Below are 19591 nucleotides of genomic sequence, written 5' to 3'. Positions count from 1 at the left end.
GAGGTCCGCGGAGAGGTGTTACTCGGAGTCCGAGGCGGACTCGTCGGCGGCAGCTGCCTCGCCCTCGGCGCCGGCCTCGGCACCGGCCTCAGCGGCCTCTTCGTCGGCAGCGATGTCGTCGGCGGTCGCACGCGGGGTGACGATCTGGACGACGAGCGCGTCGGCGTCGGTCTCGAGCTCGGCGCCCGACGGGAGCTCGATGTCGGACGCGAGGACCTGCTTGCCGTCCTCGAGACCCTCGACGTCCACCACGACGTGCTCGGGGATCTTCGTCGCCTCGACGAGGAGGGAGACCGAGCTGAGGTCCTGGACGTGGATGGTGCCGGAGAACGACTCGCCCTCGACGACGACGGGGACGTCGACGGTGACCTTCTCGCCACGGCGCACGACGACGAGGTCGATGTGCTCGATGATCTGGCGCACCGGGTCGCGCTGGACGTCCTTCACGAGGGCGAGCTGCGCGGTGCCCTCGATGTCGAGGTCGATGATCGCGTTGGCGGTACGGACGATGAGCATCGTCTCGTGGCCCGGGAGGGTGATGTGCTTCGGCTCGGTGCCGTGGCCGTAGACGACCGCGGGGATCTTGTCGTTCGCACGGATCTTGCGGGCCGCGCCCTTGCCGAACTTGGTGCGGACTTCCGCCGCGAGCTTCGTGTTGTCGGCCATGGTTGCCTCCTGGTGTCGTGGTCGACGCCGGGGTGCCGGCATCGGGGGGTCTGTGGTGTTGCAACTCGAACGCGTGCACGCGTGAGGAACGCTCCCAGGACTGGGCCGGGTCTCCCACTGCGTCGATCACGGCCGCGCGTACGCGGCCCTCGCCGAAGTCAGTCGCCAAGCCTACCAGGCGCTGACCGGGCGTGTCGCACGTTCAGGTCCGCCGGCGGTCGCGTGCGGCGTCGAGTTCGGCACGGGCCCGGTCGCTCGCGGCCTCGGCGTCGTCCCGGGTGTGACGTAGGCGCTCGGCCTGGTCGGCGAGGTCGGCGAGGTCGCGGTCCAGCCGCTCCAGCTCGGCCGCGAGTCCCTCGCGCCGCTCCTCGAGGTCCCGCCGCCGCGTGTCCGCTGCGTCGAGCGCCTCCTCGGCCGCGTCGAGCGCCGCATCCGCCTCGCGGGACGCCCGACGTGCGTCCGCCTCCGCGCGGCGCAGGGCCCCACGGTCCGGCACCGGCACGTCGTCGTCCGGTCCCGTCGCGGGTTCGGCTGCGCGTCGCCGCGCCGTCGGCCTGGAGGCACGGGTCGACCCCGTCGCGCTGCTCCCGTCATCCCCGTGGTCGCCACCACGGCGCGAGCGCTGGCGGCTCGGGGCGTGGTCGATCGGGATCGGCTCCGCGTCGGACCCGGACCACGCGTCGGGTACGGCGTCGGGGTCCGCCAGCGCGCCGTCGAGGTCCACGCCGTCGAAGCCGACGCTCTCGAGTGGGCGGACGAGCAGCCCCGACCGCACGGCCGCGGCGGCGTGCGGGTCCATCATGGCTGCCTCGATCGTGGCCGCCACCTGGTCGAGGACGGCTCGGGTGACGTCGTGCCCGGCTTCGGCAGCGAGTGCTGCGCCCCGATCGGTCAGGCCGCGGACGAGTCGTGCGCGCTGCTTCCGCAGCGTGACGATCTCCTCGGGGTCCGCGCTCGCCTGGGCGTCGCGGAGAGCCGGCCCGAGGTCGATCGCCTCGTCGAGCGCCGCCTCGTGCACGAGGAGGTCGACGACCCACGCGGCCGGTGCCGGCTTCCGGAGCCCGCCGATCCGGGTGGCCAGGGCCCGGTCGTCCTTCCGCACGGCGCGCTGCCGTTCCGTCCGGGCACGCACGAAGTCGCCGGGGGCCACGAGCAGCAGCTCCCCGACGACCTCGCTGAACTCCATCAGTCCAGCATGCCCGCGTTCCCCCGGTGGGTCACCAGTCGTGGACGGTGCCGTCGGCGAGACGGTTGAACGGCAGGTACGCCTGCTCGTACGGGTACTTGCCGGCCTCGTCGACGTCGAGCGAGACACCGAGGCCCGGTTCGTCGCCCGGGTGGAGGTAGCCGTCGGTGAAGGTGAACGTCTGCCGGAACACCTGGTTCGTCTTCGGGCCGTGCTGCATGTACTCCTGGATGCCGAAGTTGTGGATCGCGAGCCCGAGGTGCATCTGGGCGGCGAGGCCGACCGGGGAGATGTCGGTCGGCCCGTGGAACCCGGACTTGATCTGGTACATCGCGGCGTAGTCCATCGTCTTGCGCAGCGGGGAGACGCCGCCCATGTGTGTGACGGCCCCGCGGACGTAGTCGATGAGCTGGTCGCGGATGATGTCCTTGAAGTCCCAGATCGTGTTGAACACCTCACCGATCGCGAGCGGCGTCGTGGTGTGCTGCCGGACGAGCTTGAGGGCCTCCTGGTTCTCGGCGGGGGTGCAGTCCTCGAGCCAGAACAGGTCGTACGGCTCGAGGCTCTTGCCGAGCTTCGCGGCCTGCAGCGGGGTCATCCGGTGGTGCCCGTCGTGCAGCAGCGGGAGCTCGGGGCCGAACTCGTTCCGCACGGCTTCGAACACGGTGGGTACGTGGCGGAGGTAGGCGCGGGTGTCCCAGTCCTCCATCGCCGGGAAGGCCCCGCGCTGCGCCGGCTCGAAGTCGTACCGGACACCCGCGTTGCCCTCGGTGGTCGTGTTCGAGGCGATGCCGTAGATGCTCTCCAGCCCGGGGACGCCGGTCTGGACGCGGATCGAGCGGTAGCCCTCTTCCTGGTGCTCGCGGATGGAGTCGAACAGCTCCGGGAGCTCCTTGCCGGATGCGTGCCCGTAGGCCATGAGCCCGGTGCGGGAGGCACCGCCGAGCAGCTGGTAGAGGGGCATCCCGGCAACCTTGCCCTTGATGTCCCAGAGGGCCATGTCGACGGCGGCGATCGCGGCCATCGTGACCGGTCCCCGGCGCCAGTACGACGAGCGGTAGAGGAACTGCCAGGCGTCCTCGATCCGGCTGGCGTCGCGACCGACGAGCAGCGGGACGACGTGCTCGGACAGGTACGCCGCGACGGCGAGCTCGCGGCCGTTGAGGGTCGCGTCGCCCAGCCCGGTGACGCCGTCCGCGGTGGTGATCTTCAGCGTGACGAAGTTGCGGTTCGGGCTCGTGACGATGACCTCGGCGCGGTCGATGAGCTGCCCGCGGTCGGTCGACGCCCACGTGTCCGGACGCCCGGCGGTCGGGTCCGTCGCGGCGCCGCCGTCGGTCGCACCGGGGACGGGTGCGGCGGGGTTCGTGGTGCCGGTGTCGGTCATGCGTGGACTCCTTCGTCGACGGTGCCGCGCGCGGGTGCCGCGGCGGCGCGGATGCGTTCAGCGGCCGCGGTGACGGCGGCCACCACGGGGGTGGTGTCGAGGTCGGGCGCGACGACCCCCAGGACGTCGTGCACGTCCGAGTCTGGCCCGGGGGCTCCGGCGTCGTCCACGGACTCGGGCTGCTCGGTCAGGTGCAACCACCACGCCGCGAGGGCCGTGGCCGCGCCGGGACCGATGCCGGCGTCGGGATCGCGGGCGAGTCGGTGCCGCAGCACGTCGCCCACCCGCACCGGGAGCTTCTGCGAGCCCCCGGACGCGATCTGCCGGAGGGTGTGCCGGATGCGCGGGTTCGCGAACCGCTCGACGAGGGCGGCGCGGGCGGCGTCGACCTCGGTGTCCGGCAGCGGGAGCTCGGCGGCGGATTCGTCCCAGAGCTGCTCGACGGCCGAACGGCACCGGGGGTCGTCCATCGCCTGCGCCACCGTCTCGTGCCCGAGCAGGAGACCGAGGTACGCGAGCAGGGAGTGGGACCCGTTGAGCAGCCAGAGCTTCCGCTGCTCGTACGGGGTGACGTCGTCGACGAGCCGCACACCCGCGGTCTCCCACGCGGGCCGGTCGATGCCGTCGAAGCGGTCCTCGAGCACCCACTCGGCGAAGGGCTCGGTGACCACGGGCACCCGGTCGCCCTCGAGCGCTCCCGGGAACCCGGCGAGGCCGTCCACGTCGGCCGCCGTCGTGGCCGGTGTGATCCGGTCGACCATCGACGACGGGAACGCGACGTTCGCCTCGATCCACGCCAGCAGCTCGGCGTCGGACACGGTCGACGTGACGGCGTCCCGCAGCACCTCGCCGTTGTGCGTCAGGTTGTCGAGCGACACGAGGGCGATCCGCCCGGCGCCGGCGGCACGCCGGGCGTCGAGCCCCGCGACGAGCCGCGCCGGGACGTCGGAGCCGGACCGGTAGCCCTGTTCGGTGACCGTCAGCGTGACGATGGTGGTCTCCGGGGACGCGACCACGTGCCTCCAGGCCGTGTCGTCACTGCCGGGGTGGGCCGCCACGACCGTGTCGACCACCTCGGCGGTGTCGCCGTCCGCGCCGCGGGTCACGAGGGTGTAGCGACAGTCCTGTGCGTCGAGCGCCTCGGCGACCTCGGGTGAGCGCCCGGTGAAGGCGGTGATCCCCCACCGCTCGCCGTCCGTGCGACCCGTGTACCAGGCGAGGTGGGCTCGCGCGAACGCACCGATGCCGAGGTGGACGATGCCTGCGCGGCGGTCGGTCATGCGGTCACCGGGACGAGGGACCGGAGGTACGCGAGGTTGTCGGCCGTGCGCTCCGTGAGCGGGAGGTCGGTGGAGAAGTCCTCGATCGTGACCCAGCCGTCGTACCCGTGCTGCCGCAGGGCGTCCAGGTACTCGGCGACCGAGGCCTGACCGTCACGCAGCGGCGCCCACTCGTTCTGCCAGACCCGGCTGCCGTCGGCCCGGGTGTCGCCGGTGTCGACCCAGCGCGCGTTCTTCACGTGGGCGTGTGCCAGGTAGGGGCCGAGGAGCTCGAACGCGGCGAGGTGGTCCTCCTGCCCCTCGATGACGAGGTTGCCGAGGTCGTGGATGACGCCGACGTGCTCCGGGTCGAGGCCGTCGACGAGCCGGAGGGCCGCCGACGCCGACGGGGTGATCGTCATGTGGTGCAGCTCGACGAGCGCCTTGACGCCGAGCGCGGCGGCGCGGCCGGTCGCCCACTCGAGGTCGGCCCGGGTGCGGTCGAACATCGCGGTGTAGGTCTCGCCGGTGCGCTCCTTCTCGGCGCGGTACATCGGCATCGTCACGCGGACCTGCCGGGCACCGAGTTCGGCGGTGACGCGGAGCATCGTCTCGACGCCCTCGTGGTCGGACACCTGCTGGTAGCCGCCGATGCCGGAGTACTCGAGCCCGGCTGCGTCGGTGGTGCTGGCGATCTCGCCGACCCGGTCGGCGATGCCGGTGAACTGCCACGTCGACTTGTTGCCGGCCCAGAACGACCGGCCGGGGGGCACCACTGCGCCGTCGGCGGGGCGGTCGTCGACGACACGCCACTCGATGCCGTCCCACCCCTGTCCGGCGAGGGTCTGCGCCGCCTCGGTGGGCGTCCAGTCCGGGGTGGAGGCGGTGAACACGGAGAACTTCACGAGACTGCTCCTTCGGTGTGGGCTCCGGCGCCGACGACCGGCACCACGTCGTCGTACGTGCCGTCGATGACGTCGTCGATCCGGACCGGCTTGCCGAGCGTCGCGCTGACGTAGAGCCCGCGGACGGTCGCGAGGGACACGAGGGCGGCGTCGACGGTCACGCCGGGCTCGCGGCCCTCGCAGATCGCGGCCGCGATGTCGGTGTACTGCCGTGCGTGGCCGGCGGCGAAGTGGTCGGGCTCGGTCGGGCCACCGACGACGTGCTCAGGCGGGACGACGTCGGACTTCTGGTCGACGGCGTCCGCGACGGCGGTGGCGTTCGCGGTGGTGGACGCGGACTCCAGCGTCGCGGAGTCGGGCGCGACGTGGAAGTAGGCGAGCCGGTCGTCGTCGACGATCGCCGAACCGTGCGTGCCGTAGACCGCGTACCGGGCGGAGAGACCCGGGTAGGCGGCGGTCGTGCAGTGGATGACCCCGAGGGCACCGTTCCGGAACCGGACGGTGGCGACCGCGGTGTCCTCGACCTCGATCCGGTCGTGGGCGAGGAGCCCGGTCTGCGCCGAGATCTCCTCCGGACGACCGAGCGCCCAGACGAGCAGGTCGACGGTGTGCACGCCCTGGTTCATCACCGCGCCGCCGCCGTCGAGGTCCCACGTGCCCCGCCAGTCGCCCGAGTCGTAGTACCCCTGCGAGCGGTACCAGGCGACGCTCGCGACGCCCGAGGTGACCGTGCCGAACGAGCCGTCGTGCGCGGCCCCGGCGACGGCGACCGAGGCCGGGTCGAAGCGGTGCTGGCTGATCACACTCGTCACCAACCCACGCGCCCGGGCGTCCGCGGCGAGCGCGGCGATCTGCCGGGCCCGCGGCATCGTGGTGTCGAGCGGCTTCTCGATGACGACGTGCTTGCCGGCGGCGAGTGCCGCCTCGGCGAGCTGGACGTGCATGCCGGACGGCGAGCAGATCGCGACGACGTCGATGTCGGCCTGTTCGATCGCGTCCTCGATGGTGGACGTCGTGATCGGTCGCGTGACGCCCATCGACTCGAGCTCGTCCGCGGCGCTGGTGGCCGCGGCGGGGATCGCGTCGACGAGGGCGACGACCTCGAGGTCCGGGTGCTGCACGGCGACGCGGGCGTGGTGGCGTCCGATGACGCCGGCGCCGACGACTGCCAACTTCAGTGGGGTGGTCATCGCAGGGTGACTCCGATCTGGTCGGTGAGGGAACGGAAGGCGCGTCCGGCGCGACCGAAGGCCGCGGGACCGGAGAACCCGCCGAGGGAGGTGAAGTCGCTGAGGTGCGGTTCGAGGGACGCGTACCCGGAGTACCCGGCGTCGCGGAGCGCGGTCAGGGTCTCCAGGAGTTCGCCGTCACCCTCGCCCGCCGGCACGACGGACGAGTCGGCCGCGAGTGCGTCCTTGACCTGCAGGTAGTCGACGTACGGGGCGAGCTGCGCCCACCCGTCGGTGAAGGGGCGGACGCCGCACTGGACGTAGTTCGCGTTGTCCCAGGCGAGCCGCAGCGACGACGAGCCGACGCTCTCGACGATGTCGAGCACGCGAGCGGGGACGTCGCCGTAGATGTCCTTCTCGTTCTCGTGGAGCAGCGTCACCCCTTCCCGCGAAGCCAGGTCGGCGAGCGCCTGCATCCGGACGAGGACGTCGTCGCGGACGGCTTCGGGCGCCCGGCCCTCGAAGTAGAACGAGAAGATCCGGATGTTCGTGGTGCCGAGGGCGTGCGCCGCGGCGACCGCACGGCCGAGCCGGCCGACCTCGTGCTCGACGGGTTCGTCGACGGACACCTTGCCGATCGGCGAGGCGATGGCGGACACGGTCTGCCCGCGCTCCTCGAAGAGGCGGTGGAGTCCGGCGAGCTGGTCGTCGTCGAGGTCGACGACGTTCACCCCCCAGGCGCTCCGCACCTCGATGGCGCTGGCGCCGAGCGCCTGCAGCACGGCGACCTGGATCGCCGGGTCGGCGTCGATCTCGTCGCCGAACCCGGAGAGTTCCCAACTGGGCTGGGTCATTGCGTTCCCTTCATTGTGTGGACCGGCCGGGGCCCCGCCGCCGGTTCCGGTGCGACGCGCCAGCGGCGGACCGGCCGTGCCGGTGGGGAGAGGCGCGGGGCGGGCTGGCACCGCGCCTCCAGGCAGTCTGTGGAGAACTGTCGCTACTTCACCGAGCCGGCCGTGAGGCCACCGACCAGGTAGCGCTGGAAGATGAGGTAGAGCGCGACGACCGGCACGGCACAGACGATCGACGCGGCCATCATCTGGCCGTAGATCGGGACGGCGCCGCCCTCCTGGGTGGTGCCGAGCACCTGGAGCACCACCGCGACGGTGCGCGTGTTCGGGGTCGTCATGATCGTGGAGAACAGGACGTCGTTCCAGCCGAGCAGGAACGCGAAGATCGCGGACACGACGATCCCGGGCCACGACAGGGGCAGGACCACGCTGCGGAGGATGCGTCCGCTCGAGGCGCCGTCGATGCGGGCGGCCTCCTCGAGCTCCTTCGGCAGGCCGCGGAGGTACGTCACCATGACCCAGGTCGAGAACGGCAGGGCGAAGGTGAGGTAGGTGACGAAGAGGCCCCAGCGTGTGCCGATGATCTGCACGCCGGTGGCGCTCGCGATGTTCGAGAACACGACGAACACGGGCAGGAGCAGGAGCGTGCCCGGGATCGACTGCAGGGCGAGGAGCCCGCGGAGGATCGTGAGGCGGCCGAGGAACCGGAAACGGACGAGGACGTACGCGGTCGACACGGCGAGCGCCGCACTCGCGACGGCGACCGCCCCGGCCGTGAGGATCGAGTTCACGAGCCCCTGGCCGAGCGCGACCGTCGACCAGATGTTCACGTAGTTCGCCAGCGTGAACTCGGAGGGGAAGTACTCGCCGCGGGCGACCGCGACGTCGGAGTTGACGGAGCCGAACAGGATGTACAGCACCGGGACGGCGATGAACGCGACGATCACGGCGATGACGACGATGAGCAGCCAGCGCGGCAGGAGCCGGGTGACGTCGGTGTCGTAGGGCCGCTTCGCCGGTCGGCCGTTCCGGGCCGTGATGCTCTCGGTCAGCGTCGCGGTCGGGCGGGTGCGGAAGGTGCTCTGGGTGCTCATGCGCGGGCTCCGTCGATGTCGGCGGCTGCGGCCGGGGTGGCTGCCGCGAGCGTGGTCGGGTCCGCTGCCGCGAGCGTTGCCCGGTCGGCCCGTCGCTGCTTGCGGGTGGGGCCCGCGTCGTCACCGGTGTCGAGCTTGACGGCCCGGAGGTAGACGAACAGCGGGATGGCGACGATCACGAGCGAGCAGATCGCCATGGCCGCGGACAGGCCGAAGCGGAACGACTGGAAGCTCGCGATGTAGGTCAGGACGGGCATCACCTCGACGCTCGACGGCAGCGGGATGCCGAACAGGACGAACGGGAGCGTGAAGTTGTTGATGTTGTGGAGGATCGAGATGATCACCGCCAGCGACAGCGGGCCGCGCAGGTACGGGAAGATGATGTACCGGAGCTTCGCCCACCAGGTCACGCCGTCGAGCGCCGCTGCCTCGTGGACCTCGTTGTCGACGGCCTGCAGTCCGGCGAGGGACAGCAGGTACACGAACGGCCAGCTCGTCCACACCATGACGCCGGCGAGCGCCCAGTACGACGCCGAGCCGTTCAGCCAGAGCACGTCCGTGTGCAGCACCGAGTTCACGACGCCCTGCGGCTGGAGCATGGTCCGGAAGAACGTGCCGACGACGAACGCGGGGAGCACGTACGGGATGAGGTAGACCGAGCGGACGAGCCCGCGGCCGGGGAACCGGTTCTGCGTCGAGATCGCGGCGGCGACCCCGATCGGCACCGTCACGGCGGTGACGAGCACCGACAGCGACACCGAGATCCAGATCGAGTGCAGCAGTGGGGAGGCGGTGAAGGCCTCGGCGAAGTTCGCGAGCCCGATGAAGGGAGCGCTGAACCACTGCCGCAGCGTGTACTGGTCGAGGTCGAGCATCGCGATGTACACGCCGACGAGGAGCGGCACCACGATGACGGCGAGCATGAGGACACCGCCGGGGAGGAGCATCCAGAGGGGACGCTCGCGTTTGTACAGCGGCGTCTTGCCGTGTGGCCGGATCGCTCGGCGTGGGGCGCGCTCGGTCTCCGGCCGGGTCTGCGTGGCGGTCATCACAGCCCTCCGTTCTTCTGGCGGTTCAGGGTGGACTGGGCGTCCCGTTGCGCGGCCTCGAGGCGCGACCGGAGTTGCTCGTCGCTGACCTCGCCGCTCTTGAGCTGCGGGATGGACTGGACGACGACGTCGACGAGAGCGAGCTGGATGTCCGACCAGGCGCCGGTGAAGGCGGTGGGCTTCGAGAGCTTGCCGGCCTGGATGATCGGCGCGAGCTGCGGGTTGTCGGCGGCGAGCTGCGCGGCCGCGTCGGCGTTCGTGGGCAGGTTGCCGAACAGCCGGTAGTACTCGAGCTGGGCCTTCGGCGTGCTGAGCTGCTTGATGAAGTCGAACGACAGGTCCTGCTTCTTGCCGTAGTCGGCGACGACCCAGTTGTCGCCGGACAGGATGCTCGCGGCCTCGATCCCGTCGCTCGGGCGTGACGTCGCACCGGGCGGGACGGTCGGCAGGAGCGCGAACTCGTACTTGCCGTCGACCTTCGTGTCCTTGAACGAGTTGATCGCGGTGGTGGTGGTCATCGGGAAGAACGCGGCCTTGCCGTCGGTGAACTGCGCGAGGGCCTGTGCGTTGTTCCACCCGATGGCGGCCTTGTCGACGACGCCGTCCTTCGTGACCCAGTCGAAGTAGGTGCGGTAGGCGTTCTCGACGGCCTTCGCGTCGATCTCGGCCTTGCCGTCCTTCGACACGATCGTGTTGCCGGCGTTCTGGGCCATGCCCCAGATGAACTTCCACGGGTCGAAGCCGTCGGCGTAGGCGATCGCCATGCCGTGCACGTCGCCGCTGGTCGTCTTCTCCGCGTCAGCGGTCAACTGGTCCCACGTGGTCGGCATCTCGGTGATCCCGGCCTTCGCGAGCAGGTCCTTGTTGACGGCCATCACGAACGGCCGGCTGGCGAGCGGGATGCCGATCTGCTTCGACGAGCTCGGGCCGGAGATGCCGAACGACGCCGGGTCGAACTGGTCCTTGCCGCCGACGGCGTCCCACTGCTCCTTCCCCATCTCGACGAACGCGCCCGTGGCGTAGGCGGTGGGGGTGAACGTGGTGCCGATCGCGTAGACGTCGGGGCCCTGCCCGGAGATGACGCTCGTCTGGATGGCGGTGAGTTCCTCCTGCGCCGAGGAGTACGTCTCCCACTGCACCTTCGCGCCCGTGGTGCGTTGGAACTCGGCGGCGACGTCCTGCTGCCACTGCTTGCGTTCCTTGGGGTAGGTGGTGTCCGCGCCCATCATGACGCGGAGCGTGTTCGGGTCGTCGCCGCTGCCGTTGACGATCGCGCAGCCCTGCAGCGACAGTGCTGCGAGCGCGACGACGGCGGCGGCTCCGACCACGGAGCGGGCCTTCAGTCTTCGTGTCCTCATGCGGGGGTTTCCTCCTCGAGACCTCCGAGGGCTGCGCTGGACGACCGACCGTCGGCGGCGCTGCCCGGGTCTGTCCACTGTCCCGCTCGTGGCAACATCCGGCAACCGGTTGCCACTTGTTGCCACGAGCGCCTAGCTTCGGCCAGGTGAGCAGGACAGACAGCGGCACCGGCGTCGTCGCCGACGATGCCGAGGCGGGTGTCGGCCGTCGGGTGACGATCCGGGACATCGCCGACGCGACCGGCGTGGCACCGTCGACGGTGTCCCGCGCCCTCTCACTCCCGGACCGCGTGAACCACGTCACGCAGCAGCGGATCCAGCAGGCCGCCCGGGAGCTCGGCTACGTCGCGAACTCGCAGGCGCGGGCGTTGACGTCCGGTCGGACCCGCGCGGTCGCCGTCCTCGTCTCGGACATCACGAACCCGTTCTACTTCGACGTCATCCGTGGGACGCAGCACCAGCTCTCCGCCGCGGGGTGGACGCAGCTGCTCGTCGACACCGAGGAGTCCGCCGACGCCGAGCTCGCCGCCCTCAGCGCGATCGCCACGAAGGCGGACGGCGCGGTGCTCACGGCCTCTCGTCTGTCCGACGCGCAGATCGCCCGGTTCGCCGAACGCACCCCGCTCGTCGTCGTGAACCGCAGGCCCGCGGGCGTGCCCTCCGTCCTCATCGACACCCCGGGCGGCGTCGAGCAGGCCGTGCAGCACCTCGTGAGCCTCGGGCACCGTGACGTCCTCTACGTCGCCGGTCCGGACAGCTCCTGGTCGAACGAACGGCGGTGGCGGGCGCTCGTCCGGGTCGCGAAGCGGCTCGGCGTGCGGGTCGCGCGGATCGGACCGCACGCCCCGTTCGTCGACTCGGGCGCCGCGGCAGCCGACGCCGCGGTCAACGCTGGGGCGACGGCGTGCATCGCGTTCAACGACCTCATCGCGATCGGCATGCTGACGCGACTCCGCGAGCGTGGTGTCCGTGTGCCGGAGGACATGTCGGTCGTGGGGTGCGACGACATCTTCGGCGCCGACTTCTGCAACCCACCGCTCACGACGATGACGTCGCCGATCGAGCGCGCGGGACGGGTGGCGATCCGCATGCTCCTCGGCCGGCTCGGCGCCGCGCCCTCGGCGTCCGGCGACGACCTGCCCGACGGGCACGCCGCCGGGGCCGTCGCCCTGCCCACCCACCTCACCGTCCGCGAGTCCACCGGTCCGGCGCCGACCTCGCCCCACCGTCCGTCCTGAGCTCGCCCCACTTTCCGTCCTGAGCTCGTCCCACCGTCCGTCCTGAAGGAGTCGACGATGACCCGGAACAGCACGACCACGACACCCCTGGCACCGCACCCCGACCGGCTCCTGCCAGCCGACCCGACGGCCCGGGACATCGCCCGGTCGGTGTACGAAGCGGTGGCCGATGCGCCGATCATCTCCCCGCACGGCCACGTCGACGCGGCACTCATCGCCGACGACGAACCGTTCCCGGACCCGGCGGCGCTCCTCATCACCCCCGACCACTACGTCCTCCGGCTCCTGCACGCCAACGGGGTCCCGCTCGACCAGCTCGGACGGGGCTCCGGGACGCAGGTCGACGGACGCGAGGTCTGGCGGCACCTCGCCGCGCACTGGGACGACTTCCTCGGCACCCCCGTCCGGTACTGGTTCGAGACCGAGCTCCACGACGTCTTCGGCCTGCGCTCGGCGCCGTCCGCCGAGAACGCCGACGAGCAGTACGACCACCTCGCCGCGCTCCTGCGCTCCCCCGAGTTCCGGCCCCGTGCCCTCTTCGACGCCTTCGGCATCGAGGTCCTCGCCACCACCGACGCGCCGGACGCCGACCTCGCCGCGCACGCGCGGCTCGCCGCGGACCCCACGTTCCGCGGTCGGGTGCTGCCCACCTTCCGCGCGGACGCCGTGTTCGACCCGTCGCGATCGGACTGGAGGCACGTGGTGACGTCGGTCGGTGAGGTCGCGGGCATCGACACCGGCACCCACGACGGCCTGCTCGCCGCGCTGCGCGCCCGGCGGCAGTACTTCATCGAGCACGGCGCGACGGCCACCGACACCGGGGTGCTCGACGCCGGGTCCGCACCCCTGCCCGCCGCCGAGCGTGAGCGCATCCACGCCGCGGCGATGCGCGGGCCGGACGCCGTCACCGCCGCCGAGGCCACCGCCTACCGACACGACATGCTCTACCGCTGGGCCGAGATGAGCGTCGACGACGGACTCGTCATGCAGTTGCACCCTGGCGTGCTGCGCAACCACCACCAGCCGACGCTCGACCGCTTCGGGCCGGACACCGGTCACGACCTGCCCGCGGTCGGGTCCTTCACCGAGCCGCTCCGGCCCCTCCTCAACGACTTCGGGACGGCGCCGGGTTTCCACCTCGTGCTCTTCACCGTCGACGAGACGGTGTTCTCCCGCGAGATCGGCCCGCTCGCCGGGTTCTACCCCGCGGTGTACGCCGGGGCGCCCTGGTGGTTCATCGACACCCCGGCGGCGATCGGCCGGTACCGGGCGGCGGTCACCGACTCGGCGTCGTTCACGAAGACCTCCGGTTTCATCGACGACACCCGCGCGTACTGCTCGATCCCGGCGCGGCACGACATGGCGCGGCGGGCGGACGCGGCGTACCTGGCCTCGCTCGTCGTCACGCACCAGCTGTCCGAGGAGGATGCGGTCCGCACGGCGCACCGGATCGTCTCGGACATCCCGCGGGCGACGTTCAAGCTGTGAGCGGGTGCCGTACGAGCACGCGGGCGAACCCGGCGAGCACGGACGTCGTCTCGGCGGCGATCGTGAAGCCCGCGGCCTCGAACAACGAGCGGGTGCCGACGTAGGCCATCGTCAGGTCCACACGTTCGCCGCCGTTGTCGACCGGGTAGCCCTCGAGGACCCGCGCACCGTGGTCACGAGCGAAGTCGACCGCGCCGGCGAGCAGGACGTGTGCGATGCCCTGGCGACGATGACCCGGTCGGACGCGGAGGCACCACACCGACCAGACGCTCGTGTCGTGCGGGTCGTCGAGGTGGGGGACACGGCGGTTCGTCGCGAACGACGTGTCGGGTCGAGGGTGCACGCCGGCCCAGCCGACGACGTCGTCCCCGTCGTACGCGAGGACACTCGGCGGTGGGTCCTCGCCGACCAGCCGCCGGACGCGGTCGCCGCGTGCCGGCCCCGCCAGCGCCCGGTTCTCCGAACCGGGAAGGCGGTAGCTCAGGCACCAGCAGACGTTCGCGTCCGGGCGCTTCGGGCCGACCATGGTCCGGACGTCCTCGAAGGACGTCGCTGGGCGCACCTCGACGGCCATGGTCAGGGTGTCCAGCCGGGTGTGACGAGTCCGGTCTCGTAGGCGAAGACCACCAGCTGCGCACGGTCGCGGGCGCCGAGCTTGATCATCGCCCGCGAGACGTGGGTCTTCGTGGTCATCGGACTGACGAAGAGCCGCTCGGCGATCTCGGCGTTCGAGAGCCCGGCGGCGACGAGTCGCATCACCTCGCGTTCCCGGACTGTGAGGACGTCGAGCTCCGGCGAGAGCGAGGACGGCTTCGCGTGCGTCGCGTACGCCTCGACGAGCGAGCGGGTCGCACGCGGTGACAGCAGGGACTCCCCCAGAGCGACCGTCCGCACGGCGCGGAGCAGTTCGGCGGGCTCGGTGTCCTTGACCAGGAACCCGGCAGCGCCGCCGCGGATGGCCTCGAAGACGTAGTCGTCCTCCTCGAAGGTGGTCAGCACGACGACGTGCACGGCGGCCAGGTCCTGGTCGGCCGAGATGCGTCGGGTCGCGGCGAGGCCGTCGGTCCCGGGCATGCGGATGTCCATGAGCACGACGTCCGGTCGCTCGCGGCGCGCGAGTGCGACGGCCTCGTCCCCGTCCCCGGCCTCTCCGACGACGGTCATGCCGGACTCGGCCTCGACGAGCGCGCGGAGCCCGGCCCGGACGAGGACCTGGTCGTCCACGAGCGCGACGCGCAGCGGTTCAGTGGTCATCGGGGGCCTCCGGTCGTGCGGTCGTCGACGGCAGGCGTGCCTCGACCGACCACCCGCCGTCCGGGCGCGGTCCGGCGCGGAACGCCCCGCCGACAGCTGTCGCACGCTCGCGCATCCCGATCAGGCCGTTCCCCGAGTCACCCATCGGGGCGGTGCGGGACGAGGCTCGGGATCCCGGGTCGAGGGGCTGGTCGGTGACCGCGACGTCGACCGTCTCGACCCCGATCGTCACGGAGATCTCGGCACGGTTCGCGGGAGCGTGCTTCATGACGTTCGTGAGGGCCTCCTGCACGATGCGGAAGGCGCTCCGGTCCACGGTGCCGTCGATGGCGGCGGGGTCCCCGGTGAGGTCGACGTCGACCGCGATACCAGCGGCCCGCGCACGCTCGACGAGGTCCGGGAGACGATCGAGGCCCGGCGTCGGGTTCCGCTCGGACCCGGGTTCGCCGTCGACGCTCCGCAGCACGCCGAGGATCGTCCGCAGCTCGACCAGGGCTTCACGGCTGGTGTCGCGGATGTTCCCGAGGGCCTTCTGCGTCGACTCCGGCAGGTCAGCACCCAGGTGCAGCGCGACCCCGGACTGCAGGTTGATCAGCGACATGCTGTGCGCGACCGAGTCGTGGAGTTCCCGGGCGATCCGCACGCGTTCCTCCCCCGCGCGGCGACGTTCGGCGTCCGTCCGGGCACGGCGACGCTCGGCCACACGTTCGACGCGCACCCGGACCAGCTCGGTCACGACGATGGTCACGACCGCCCACGCGAGCGCCAGCAGCACGGCCGCGGGGTCGATGGCGGGTGAGCGGCCCAGCACGACGTCGGCGGAGGGCAGCCAGAGGACCGCGAGCACGGCGGCGACGACGACCTCGACCCGACGTCCGCGGAACCAGGCGTTCGCGAGTGCCATGGTCACGGCGGCGACGAAGGGGCCCCGTGGGCTGACGACCGCGGCGAACCCGAGCGTGGTCGCCAGGACGAACCAGAGCACGCCCCGCGGACGCCACCAGCGGAACGGCAGGGCGACGACGCCGGCGACGAGGAGCGCCAGCGCCGACGGGCCGAGCTCGACCGGCGCGGCCGCCGTCGCGACGCCGTGTGCGAGCCACGGTGGCCCGACACGACCGCCGCCGGACCACCCCGACGCGACGGCGGTGCCGACCACCTGGAGGATCGCGACGGGCACGACCCGGCCGACCCGCGCGAAGCTGGCTCGGCCGCCCGGCCGGATGCCGGGTGCGGAGGTCGTGTCGGTCATGCGTCGAGCCTAGGGTCGGCGGCCCGCTGCGGCATCGGGCGCCAGCAGGACCTGTGGACTACTCCCCCGGGAGTACGAGCCTGTGCAGGAAGGCCCGTCGTACGACCGCGGGAGCAGGCGGAAGTGGGGCTGCGGGGCGGACGCGTGACGGGCCTCCAGGCCGGACGCTGGAACGGTCGCCGACCAGGCGGACCGAACCGACCACAGGAGCAGCCATGATCACCACCGCACTCACCACCGCAGCCGCCGCGACCGGGCCGTACTGGCACGGCGGCGGGTTCCCGTTCTTCGTCTTCCCGGCCTTCTTCTTCCTCGCGTTCCTCGTCGTGTTCCTCGTGTTCGGGGTCTTCCGACGCGGGTCGTGGCGGGCCGTGTCGGACGCGCGGGCAGTCCTCGCCGACCGGTTCGCGCGGGACGACATCAGCGCCGAGGAGTACCGCGCGCGGCTGTCCGAGCTCAGCCGGAAGTGACCGCGAGGCCCGCGAGGATCGTCCGCACCGTGTCGTCGACGGACCCGTCGATGGGCACGGCGAGGGCGGCTTCGTCGGGCTGCGGCCGTTCCAGCGTCGCGAACTGGGAGTCGAGCAGCGAGGTCGGCATGTACTCGTGGTGCCGGTGCGACTGCCGCTCGGCGATGAGCTCGCGCGAGCCGTCGAGGAACGCGATCACCAGTCCGGGAGCGGAGACGCGGAGACGGTCGCGGTAGGCGCGCTTGAGTGCCGAGTTCGCCATCACCGCGCGGTGCCCGGACGCCTCGATCGCCGCGATGCGGGCCGCGCACGCGTCGAGCCAGGGCCAGCGGTCCTCGTCGGTGAGCGGGGTGCCGGCGCGCATCTTCTCCTTGTTCGCCGCCGGGTGCAGGTCGTCGGCGTCGACGAACTCGGCGGGCTCCCCGCGGTCCGCGAGCGCCGCCGCCACCGCGGCTCCGATGGTGGACTTGCCCGAACCGGACACCCCCATGACGAGGACGGGCGGGAGGACTGCGGTGTCGGTCATCCCTCCACAGTATTGACGGCGGGCGACGTGCTCCCCAAGTTGCCGTAACACCCACCCGGACCCAGGGCGCGCGCCGTAGGTTGGTGGCCGGTACGACAGGACGAAGGAGACCTCGTGGCAGACAACGACGGACAGGCGAACATCGGCGTGATCGGGCTCGCCGTGATGGGTTCGAACCTCGCACGGAACCTCGCATCGCGCGAGGGCAACACGGTGGCGGTGTACAACCGCACGTACGCCCGCACCGAGGAGCTGCTGCAGGAGCACGGCGACGCCGGGTTCATCGCGTCGGAGGACATCGACGGGTTCGTCGCGTCGCTGTCGAAGCCGCGCACCGCGATCATCATGGTGCAGGCCGGCAAGGGCACCGACGCCGTCATCGAGCAGCTCGCGGAGCGGTTCGAGGAGGGCGACATCATCGTCGACGGCGGCAACGCGAACTTCCACGACACCATCCGGCGCGAGCACGACCTCCGCGAGAAGGGCCTCAACTTCGTCGGCACCGGCATCTCCGGTGGTGAAGAGGGCGCCCTCAAGGGTCCGTCGATCATGCCCGGCGGCTCCAAGGAGGCCTGGGAGACGCTCGGGCCCATCCTCAAGTCGATCGCCGCCGTCGCCGAGGGTGAGCCGTGCGTGACCCACATCGGCACCGACGGCGCCGGGCACTTCGTGAAGATGGTGCACAACGGCATCGAGTACGCCGACATGCAGCTCATCGCCGAGTCGTACGACCTGCTCCGCCGGGCCGGCGGGCTCTCCGTCGAGCAGCTCGTGGAGGTCTTCGACGAGTGGAACGGGGGCGACCTCGAGTCGTACCTCATCGAGATCACGGGCGAGGTCCTCAAGCAGCGGGACGCCGACACGGGCAAGCCGCTCGTGGACGTCATCCGTGACGAGGCCGGGTCGAAGGGGACCGGTGTCTGGACCGTGCAGAACGCGGTCGGGCTCGGCATCCCCGTGTCCGGCATCGGTGAGGCGGTGTTCGCCCGGGCGGTCTCGTCGAAGCCGACGCAGCGTGCCGCCGTGCAGCAGTCCGTGAAGAGCCGGCCGTCGATCGCGGAGGTGCCGGACACCTTCGCCGACGACGTCCGCGCCGCGCTCTACGCCTCGAAGGTCGTCGCCTACGCGCAGGGGTTCGACCTCATCATCGCCGGGGCGAAGGAGTACGACTGGGACATCGACCTCGGCAACGTCGCGAAGATCTGGCGCGGTGGCTGCATCATCCGGGCACAGTTCCTCAACCGCATCGTCGAGGCGTACGACAAGAACCCCTCGCTGGAGAGCCTGCTGGTCGACCCGTACTTCGCGGACGCCGTCGCCGAGGGTGAAGCGGCCTGGCGTCGCATCGTCGGGATCGCGGCAGCGTCGGGGATCCCGGCGCCCGGGTTCTCGTCGGCGCTGGCGTACTTCGACTCGCTCGCGTCGGACCGACTGCCGGCGTCGCTCATCCAGGGGCAGCGGGACTTCTTCGGCGCGCACACCTACCAGCGGGTCGACAAGGACGGCACGTTCCACACGCTGTGGTCCGACGACGACCGCCGCGAGGTCGAACAGGAGCCGTCGACGCACTGAGCGCCCGGCGCTGACCGACCCGCGTCACGAGACCGCACCGACACGAGGGCCCCGCCGGACCGGCGGGGCCCTCGCCACGTCTGGTCGGCGCGACGTCGCCTGCGGTGCTCGCTACGCGACGATGCGCTCGCGAGCGAGGTCGGCGACGAGCCGCTCGAGCCGTGGACCCCGACCGACCATGCGCCGGGAGCCCGGGCCGGAACGGACGAAGAACGTCGCGACGGCCGGGGTGTCGTCCATCCGGACGTGGTGCAGCACGACCGCGGTGCCGCGCGCGCCGGTCGGCGTCCGTTCGTCCTCGAGCCCGACGTGCACCATCCGCGACCACCGGATCACGAGCATCCGGGTCGCCCGGCGCTCGTCGAGCTCCCAGAGCGATGCCTCGGTCGCGCCGAACGCCCACGTCACCCGGTCGCCGAGCGCGAGGCCCGGGCGGAGGTCGGCCACGGAGCGCCGCAGTTCCTCCGTCGGCGCCGCCGGGACGAGCCACACCGTCGGGTCGATGCGGCGGATCGCGAGCGCGAGCGCCTCGTCCTCACGACGGAGCCGCACGCCGCGAGCACGCACGAGGGCGAACAGGATGAGGGCCACACCGACCGCGATGGCGACCGCCTCGGTGATGCCGAACCACACGAGATCGGTGTCCGGCGAGGTGGTGACCACGACGATGCGGACCGCGAGCAGCGCCGCCCAGACACCGACGATGCTCCAGCGCAGGGCTGCGAACTTGCGGGCCGTCGACCACGGCGTGCGCTCGCCCCGCCGCACACGACCGGACCGGGGAACACGGTCGGGTCGCCTCAGCACCCCCTGATCGTCGCACGGATCGTGGTGCGTGTGCTGGCCGTGTCGTGAACGTGGGCGGTC

General features: G+C 71.7%; 19 protein-coding genes. 4 read left to right on the top strand and 15 right to left on the bottom strand.

What is annotated here, in order from left to right; genetic code table 11:
* Window positions 1-18 precede the first annotated feature (18 nt).
* The 10 genes from ACRQ4C_RS04300 to ACRQ4C_RS04255 all read right to left on the bottom strand — a co-directional run bounded on the left by ACRQ4C_RS04300 (window position 19) and on the right by ACRQ4C_RS04255 (window position 10924).
* Window positions 19-666 (bottom strand): 50S ribosomal protein L25/general stress protein Ctc, encoded by a 648-nt coding sequence (locus ACRQ4C_RS04300; RefSeq protein WP_290132608.1) that lies wholly within the window; start codon window positions 664-666, stop codon window positions 19-21.
* A gap of 202 nt (window positions 667-868) precedes the next feature.
* Window positions 869-1852, bottom strand: a complete 984-nt coding sequence (locus ACRQ4C_RS04295) for a hypothetical protein (RefSeq protein WP_439690255.1) — start codon at window positions 1850-1852, stop codon at window positions 869-871.
* Between the two features lie 31 nt (window positions 1853-1883).
* Window positions 1884-3239, bottom strand: a complete 1356-nt coding sequence (manD, locus tag ACRQ4C_RS04290; protein ID WP_439690254.1) for a D-mannonate dehydratase ManD — start codon at window positions 3237-3239, stop codon at window positions 1884-1886.
* Window positions 3236-4519, bottom strand: coding sequence for a mannitol dehydrogenase family protein (locus tag ACRQ4C_RS04285; RefSeq protein ID WP_439690253.1), 1284 nt, complete (start codon window positions 4517-4519; stop codon window positions 3236-3238). The genes manD and ACRQ4C_RS04285 overlap by 4 nt, the downstream gene beginning before the upstream one ends.
* The gene (locus ACRQ4C_RS04280) at window positions 4516-5403 is read right to left on the bottom strand and encodes a sugar phosphate isomerase/epimerase family protein (protein ID WP_439690252.1); all 888 of its coding nucleotides are present in this window, start codon (window positions 5401-5403) and stop codon (window positions 4516-4518) included. The genes ACRQ4C_RS04285 and ACRQ4C_RS04280 overlap by 4 nt, the downstream gene beginning before the upstream one ends.
* The gene (locus tag ACRQ4C_RS04275; RefSeq protein WP_439690251.1) at window positions 5400-6593 is read right to left on the bottom strand and encodes a Gfo/Idh/MocA family protein; all 1194 of its coding nucleotides are present in this window, start codon (window positions 6591-6593) and stop codon (window positions 5400-5402) included. The genes ACRQ4C_RS04280 and ACRQ4C_RS04275 overlap by 4 nt, the downstream gene beginning before the upstream one ends.
* The gene (locus ACRQ4C_RS04270) at window positions 6590-7426 is read right to left on the bottom strand and encodes a sugar phosphate isomerase/epimerase family protein (protein WP_439690250.1); all 837 of its coding nucleotides are present in this window, start codon (window positions 7424-7426) and stop codon (window positions 6590-6592) included. Before ACRQ4C_RS04270 ends, ACRQ4C_RS04275 begins: the two co-directional genes overlap by 4 nt.
* 143 nt (window positions 7427-7569) lie before the next feature.
* Window positions 7570-8517: a carbohydrate ABC transporter permease gene (locus ACRQ4C_RS04265; RefSeq protein ID WP_439690249.1), complete on the bottom strand. Its 948-nt coding sequence runs from the start codon at window positions 8515-8517 to the stop codon at window positions 7570-7572.
* Window positions 8514-9566 carry a carbohydrate ABC transporter permease gene (locus tag ACRQ4C_RS04260; RefSeq protein WP_290132616.1) on the bottom strand — a complete coding sequence of 351 codons (1053 nt, stop codon included), beginning with the start codon at window positions 9564-9566 and terminating at the stop codon, window positions 8514-8516. The genes ACRQ4C_RS04265 and ACRQ4C_RS04260 overlap by 4 nt, the downstream gene beginning before the upstream one ends.
* Entirely contained in the window at window positions 9566-10924 is a 1359-nt protein-coding gene (locus ACRQ4C_RS04255) for an ABC transporter substrate-binding protein (RefSeq protein ID WP_400410284.1), read from the bottom strand. The genes ACRQ4C_RS04260 and ACRQ4C_RS04255 overlap by 1 nt, the downstream gene beginning before the upstream one ends.
* 146 nt (window positions 10925-11070) lie before the next feature.
* On the opposite strand from ACRQ4C_RS04255, the gene ACRQ4C_RS04250 reads away from it, so the two are divergent.
* Window positions 11071-12162, top strand: a complete 1092-nt coding sequence (locus ACRQ4C_RS04250) for a LacI family DNA-binding transcriptional regulator (RefSeq protein WP_439690248.1) — start codon at window positions 11071-11073, stop codon at window positions 12160-12162.
* A 57-nt stretch (window positions 12163-12219) separates the two neighbouring features.
* Window positions 12220-13650 (top strand): glucuronate isomerase, encoded by a 1431-nt coding sequence (gene uxaC / locus ACRQ4C_RS04245; protein WP_439690247.1) that lies wholly within the window; start codon window positions 12220-12222, stop codon window positions 13648-13650.
* Here uxaC and ACRQ4C_RS04240 read toward each other — a convergent pair.
* From ACRQ4C_RS04240 to ACRQ4C_RS04230, 3 genes are read right to left on the bottom strand one after another with little or no spacing between them, the layout of a single operon-like run.
* On the bottom strand, window positions 13640-14224 hold the full coding sequence (locus ACRQ4C_RS04240; RefSeq protein ID WP_439690246.1) for a GNAT family N-acetyltransferase: 585 nt from the start codon (window positions 14222-14224) through the stop codon (window positions 13640-13642). The two genes, uxaC and ACRQ4C_RS04240, sit on opposite strands and share 11 nt — an antisense overlap.
* A gap of 2 nt (window positions 14225-14226) precedes the next feature.
* A complete protein-coding gene (locus ACRQ4C_RS04235) occupies window positions 14227-14904 on the bottom strand; it encodes a response regulator (protein WP_439690245.1) in 678 nt (225 codons plus the stop codon).
* On the bottom strand, window positions 14894-16156 hold the full coding sequence (locus tag ACRQ4C_RS04230; protein WP_439690244.1) for a sensor histidine kinase: 1263 nt from the start codon (window positions 16154-16156) through the stop codon (window positions 14894-14896). The genes ACRQ4C_RS04235 and ACRQ4C_RS04230 overlap by 11 nt, the downstream gene beginning before the upstream one ends.
* A gap of 215 nt (window positions 16157-16371) precedes the next feature.
* Here ACRQ4C_RS04230 and ACRQ4C_RS04225 point away from each other — a divergent pair, with 215 nt between their 5' ends.
* Window positions 16372-16626, top strand: a complete 255-nt coding sequence (locus ACRQ4C_RS04225) for a hypothetical protein (protein ID WP_439690243.1) — start codon at window positions 16372-16374, stop codon at window positions 16624-16626.
* On the opposite strand, the gene ACRQ4C_RS04220 is transcribed toward ACRQ4C_RS04225, so the two are convergent.
* Window positions 16613-17152: a gluconokinase gene (locus tag ACRQ4C_RS04220; RefSeq protein WP_400410296.1), complete on the bottom strand. Its 540-nt coding sequence runs from the start codon at window positions 17150-17152 to the stop codon at window positions 16613-16615. The genes ACRQ4C_RS04225 and ACRQ4C_RS04220 overlap by 14 nt on opposite strands.
* A gap of 114 nt (window positions 17153-17266) precedes the next feature.
* Here ACRQ4C_RS04220 and gndA point away from each other — a divergent pair, with 114 nt between their 5' ends.
* Window positions 17267-18724 (top strand): NADP-dependent phosphogluconate dehydrogenase, encoded by a 1458-nt coding sequence (gndA, locus tag ACRQ4C_RS04215; RefSeq protein WP_290132624.1) that lies wholly within the window; start codon window positions 17267-17269, stop codon window positions 18722-18724.
* Between the two features lie 111 nt (window positions 18725-18835).
* On the opposite strand, the gene ACRQ4C_RS04210 is transcribed toward gndA, so the two are convergent.
* Window positions 18836-19531, bottom strand: coding sequence for a hypothetical protein (locus ACRQ4C_RS04210; RefSeq protein ID WP_439690242.1), 696 nt, complete (start codon window positions 19529-19531; stop codon window positions 18836-18838).
* Window positions 19532-19591: the final 60 nt, after the last annotated feature.

The organism is Curtobacterium sp. SP.BCp (assembly GCF_051903255.1).
Lineage (GTDB): Bacteria > Actinomycetota > Actinomycetes > Actinomycetales > Microbacteriaceae > Curtobacterium.
This window is presented reverse-complemented; position numbering and strand designations above follow the sequence as displayed.

Bases quoted from the DNA above. Each gene is read 5' to 3' on its own strand.
- ACRQ4C_RS04300 (WP_290132608.1), bottom strand. From the start codon at position 666: ATGGCCGACAACACGAAGCTCGCGGCGGAAGTCCGCACCAAGTTCGGC.
- ACRQ4C_RS04295 (WP_439690255.1), bottom strand. From the start codon at position 1,852: ATGGAGTTCAGCGAGGTCGTCGGGGAGCTGCTGCTCGTGGCCCCCGGC.
- manD (WP_439690254.1), bottom strand. From the start codon at position 3,239: ATGACCGACACCGGCACCACGAACCCCGCCGCACCCGTCCCCGGTGCG.
- ACRQ4C_RS04285 (WP_439690253.1), bottom strand. From the start codon at position 4,519: ATGACCGACCGCCGCGCAGGCATCGTCCACCTCGGCATCGGTGCGTTC.
- ACRQ4C_RS04275 (WP_439690251.1), bottom strand. From the start codon at position 6,593: ATGACCACCCCACTGAAGTTGGCAGTCGTCGGCGCCGGCGTCATCGGA.
- ACRQ4C_RS04270 (WP_439690250.1), bottom strand. From the start codon at position 7,426: ATGACCCAGCCCAGTTGGGAACTCTCCGGGTTCGGCGACGAGATCGAC.
- ACRQ4C_RS04265 (WP_439690249.1), bottom strand. From the start codon at position 8,517: ATGAGCACCCAGAGCACCTTCCGCACCCGCCCGACCGCGACGCTGACC.
- ACRQ4C_RS04260 (WP_290132616.1), bottom strand. From the start codon at position 9,566: ATGACCGCCACGCAGACCCGGCCGGAGACCGAGCGCGCCCCACGCCGA.
- ACRQ4C_RS04255 (WP_400410284.1), bottom strand. From the start codon at position 10,924: ATGAGGACACGAAGACTGAAGGCCCGCTCCGTGGTCGGAGCCGCCGCC.
- uxaC (WP_439690247.1), top strand. From the start codon at position 12,220: ATGACCCGGAACAGCACGACCACGACACCCCTGGCACCGCACCCCGAC.
- ACRQ4C_RS04240 (WP_439690246.1), bottom strand. From the start codon at position 14,224: ATGGCCGTCGAGGTGCGCCCAGCGACGTCCTTCGAGGACGTCCGGACC.
- ACRQ4C_RS04235 (WP_439690245.1), bottom strand. From the start codon at position 14,904: ATGACCACTGAACCGCTGCGCGTCGCGCTCGTGGACGACCAGGTCCTC.
- ACRQ4C_RS04230 (WP_439690244.1), bottom strand. From the start codon at position 16,156: ATGACCGACACGACCTCCGCACCCGGCATCCGGCCGGGCGGCCGAGCC.
- ACRQ4C_RS04225 (WP_439690243.1), top strand. From the start codon at position 16,372: ATGATCACCACCGCACTCACCACCGCAGCCGCCGCGACCGGGCCGTAC.
- ACRQ4C_RS04220 (WP_400410296.1), bottom strand. From the start codon at position 17,152: ATGACCGACACCGCAGTCCTCCCGCCCGTCCTCGTCATGGGGGTGTCC.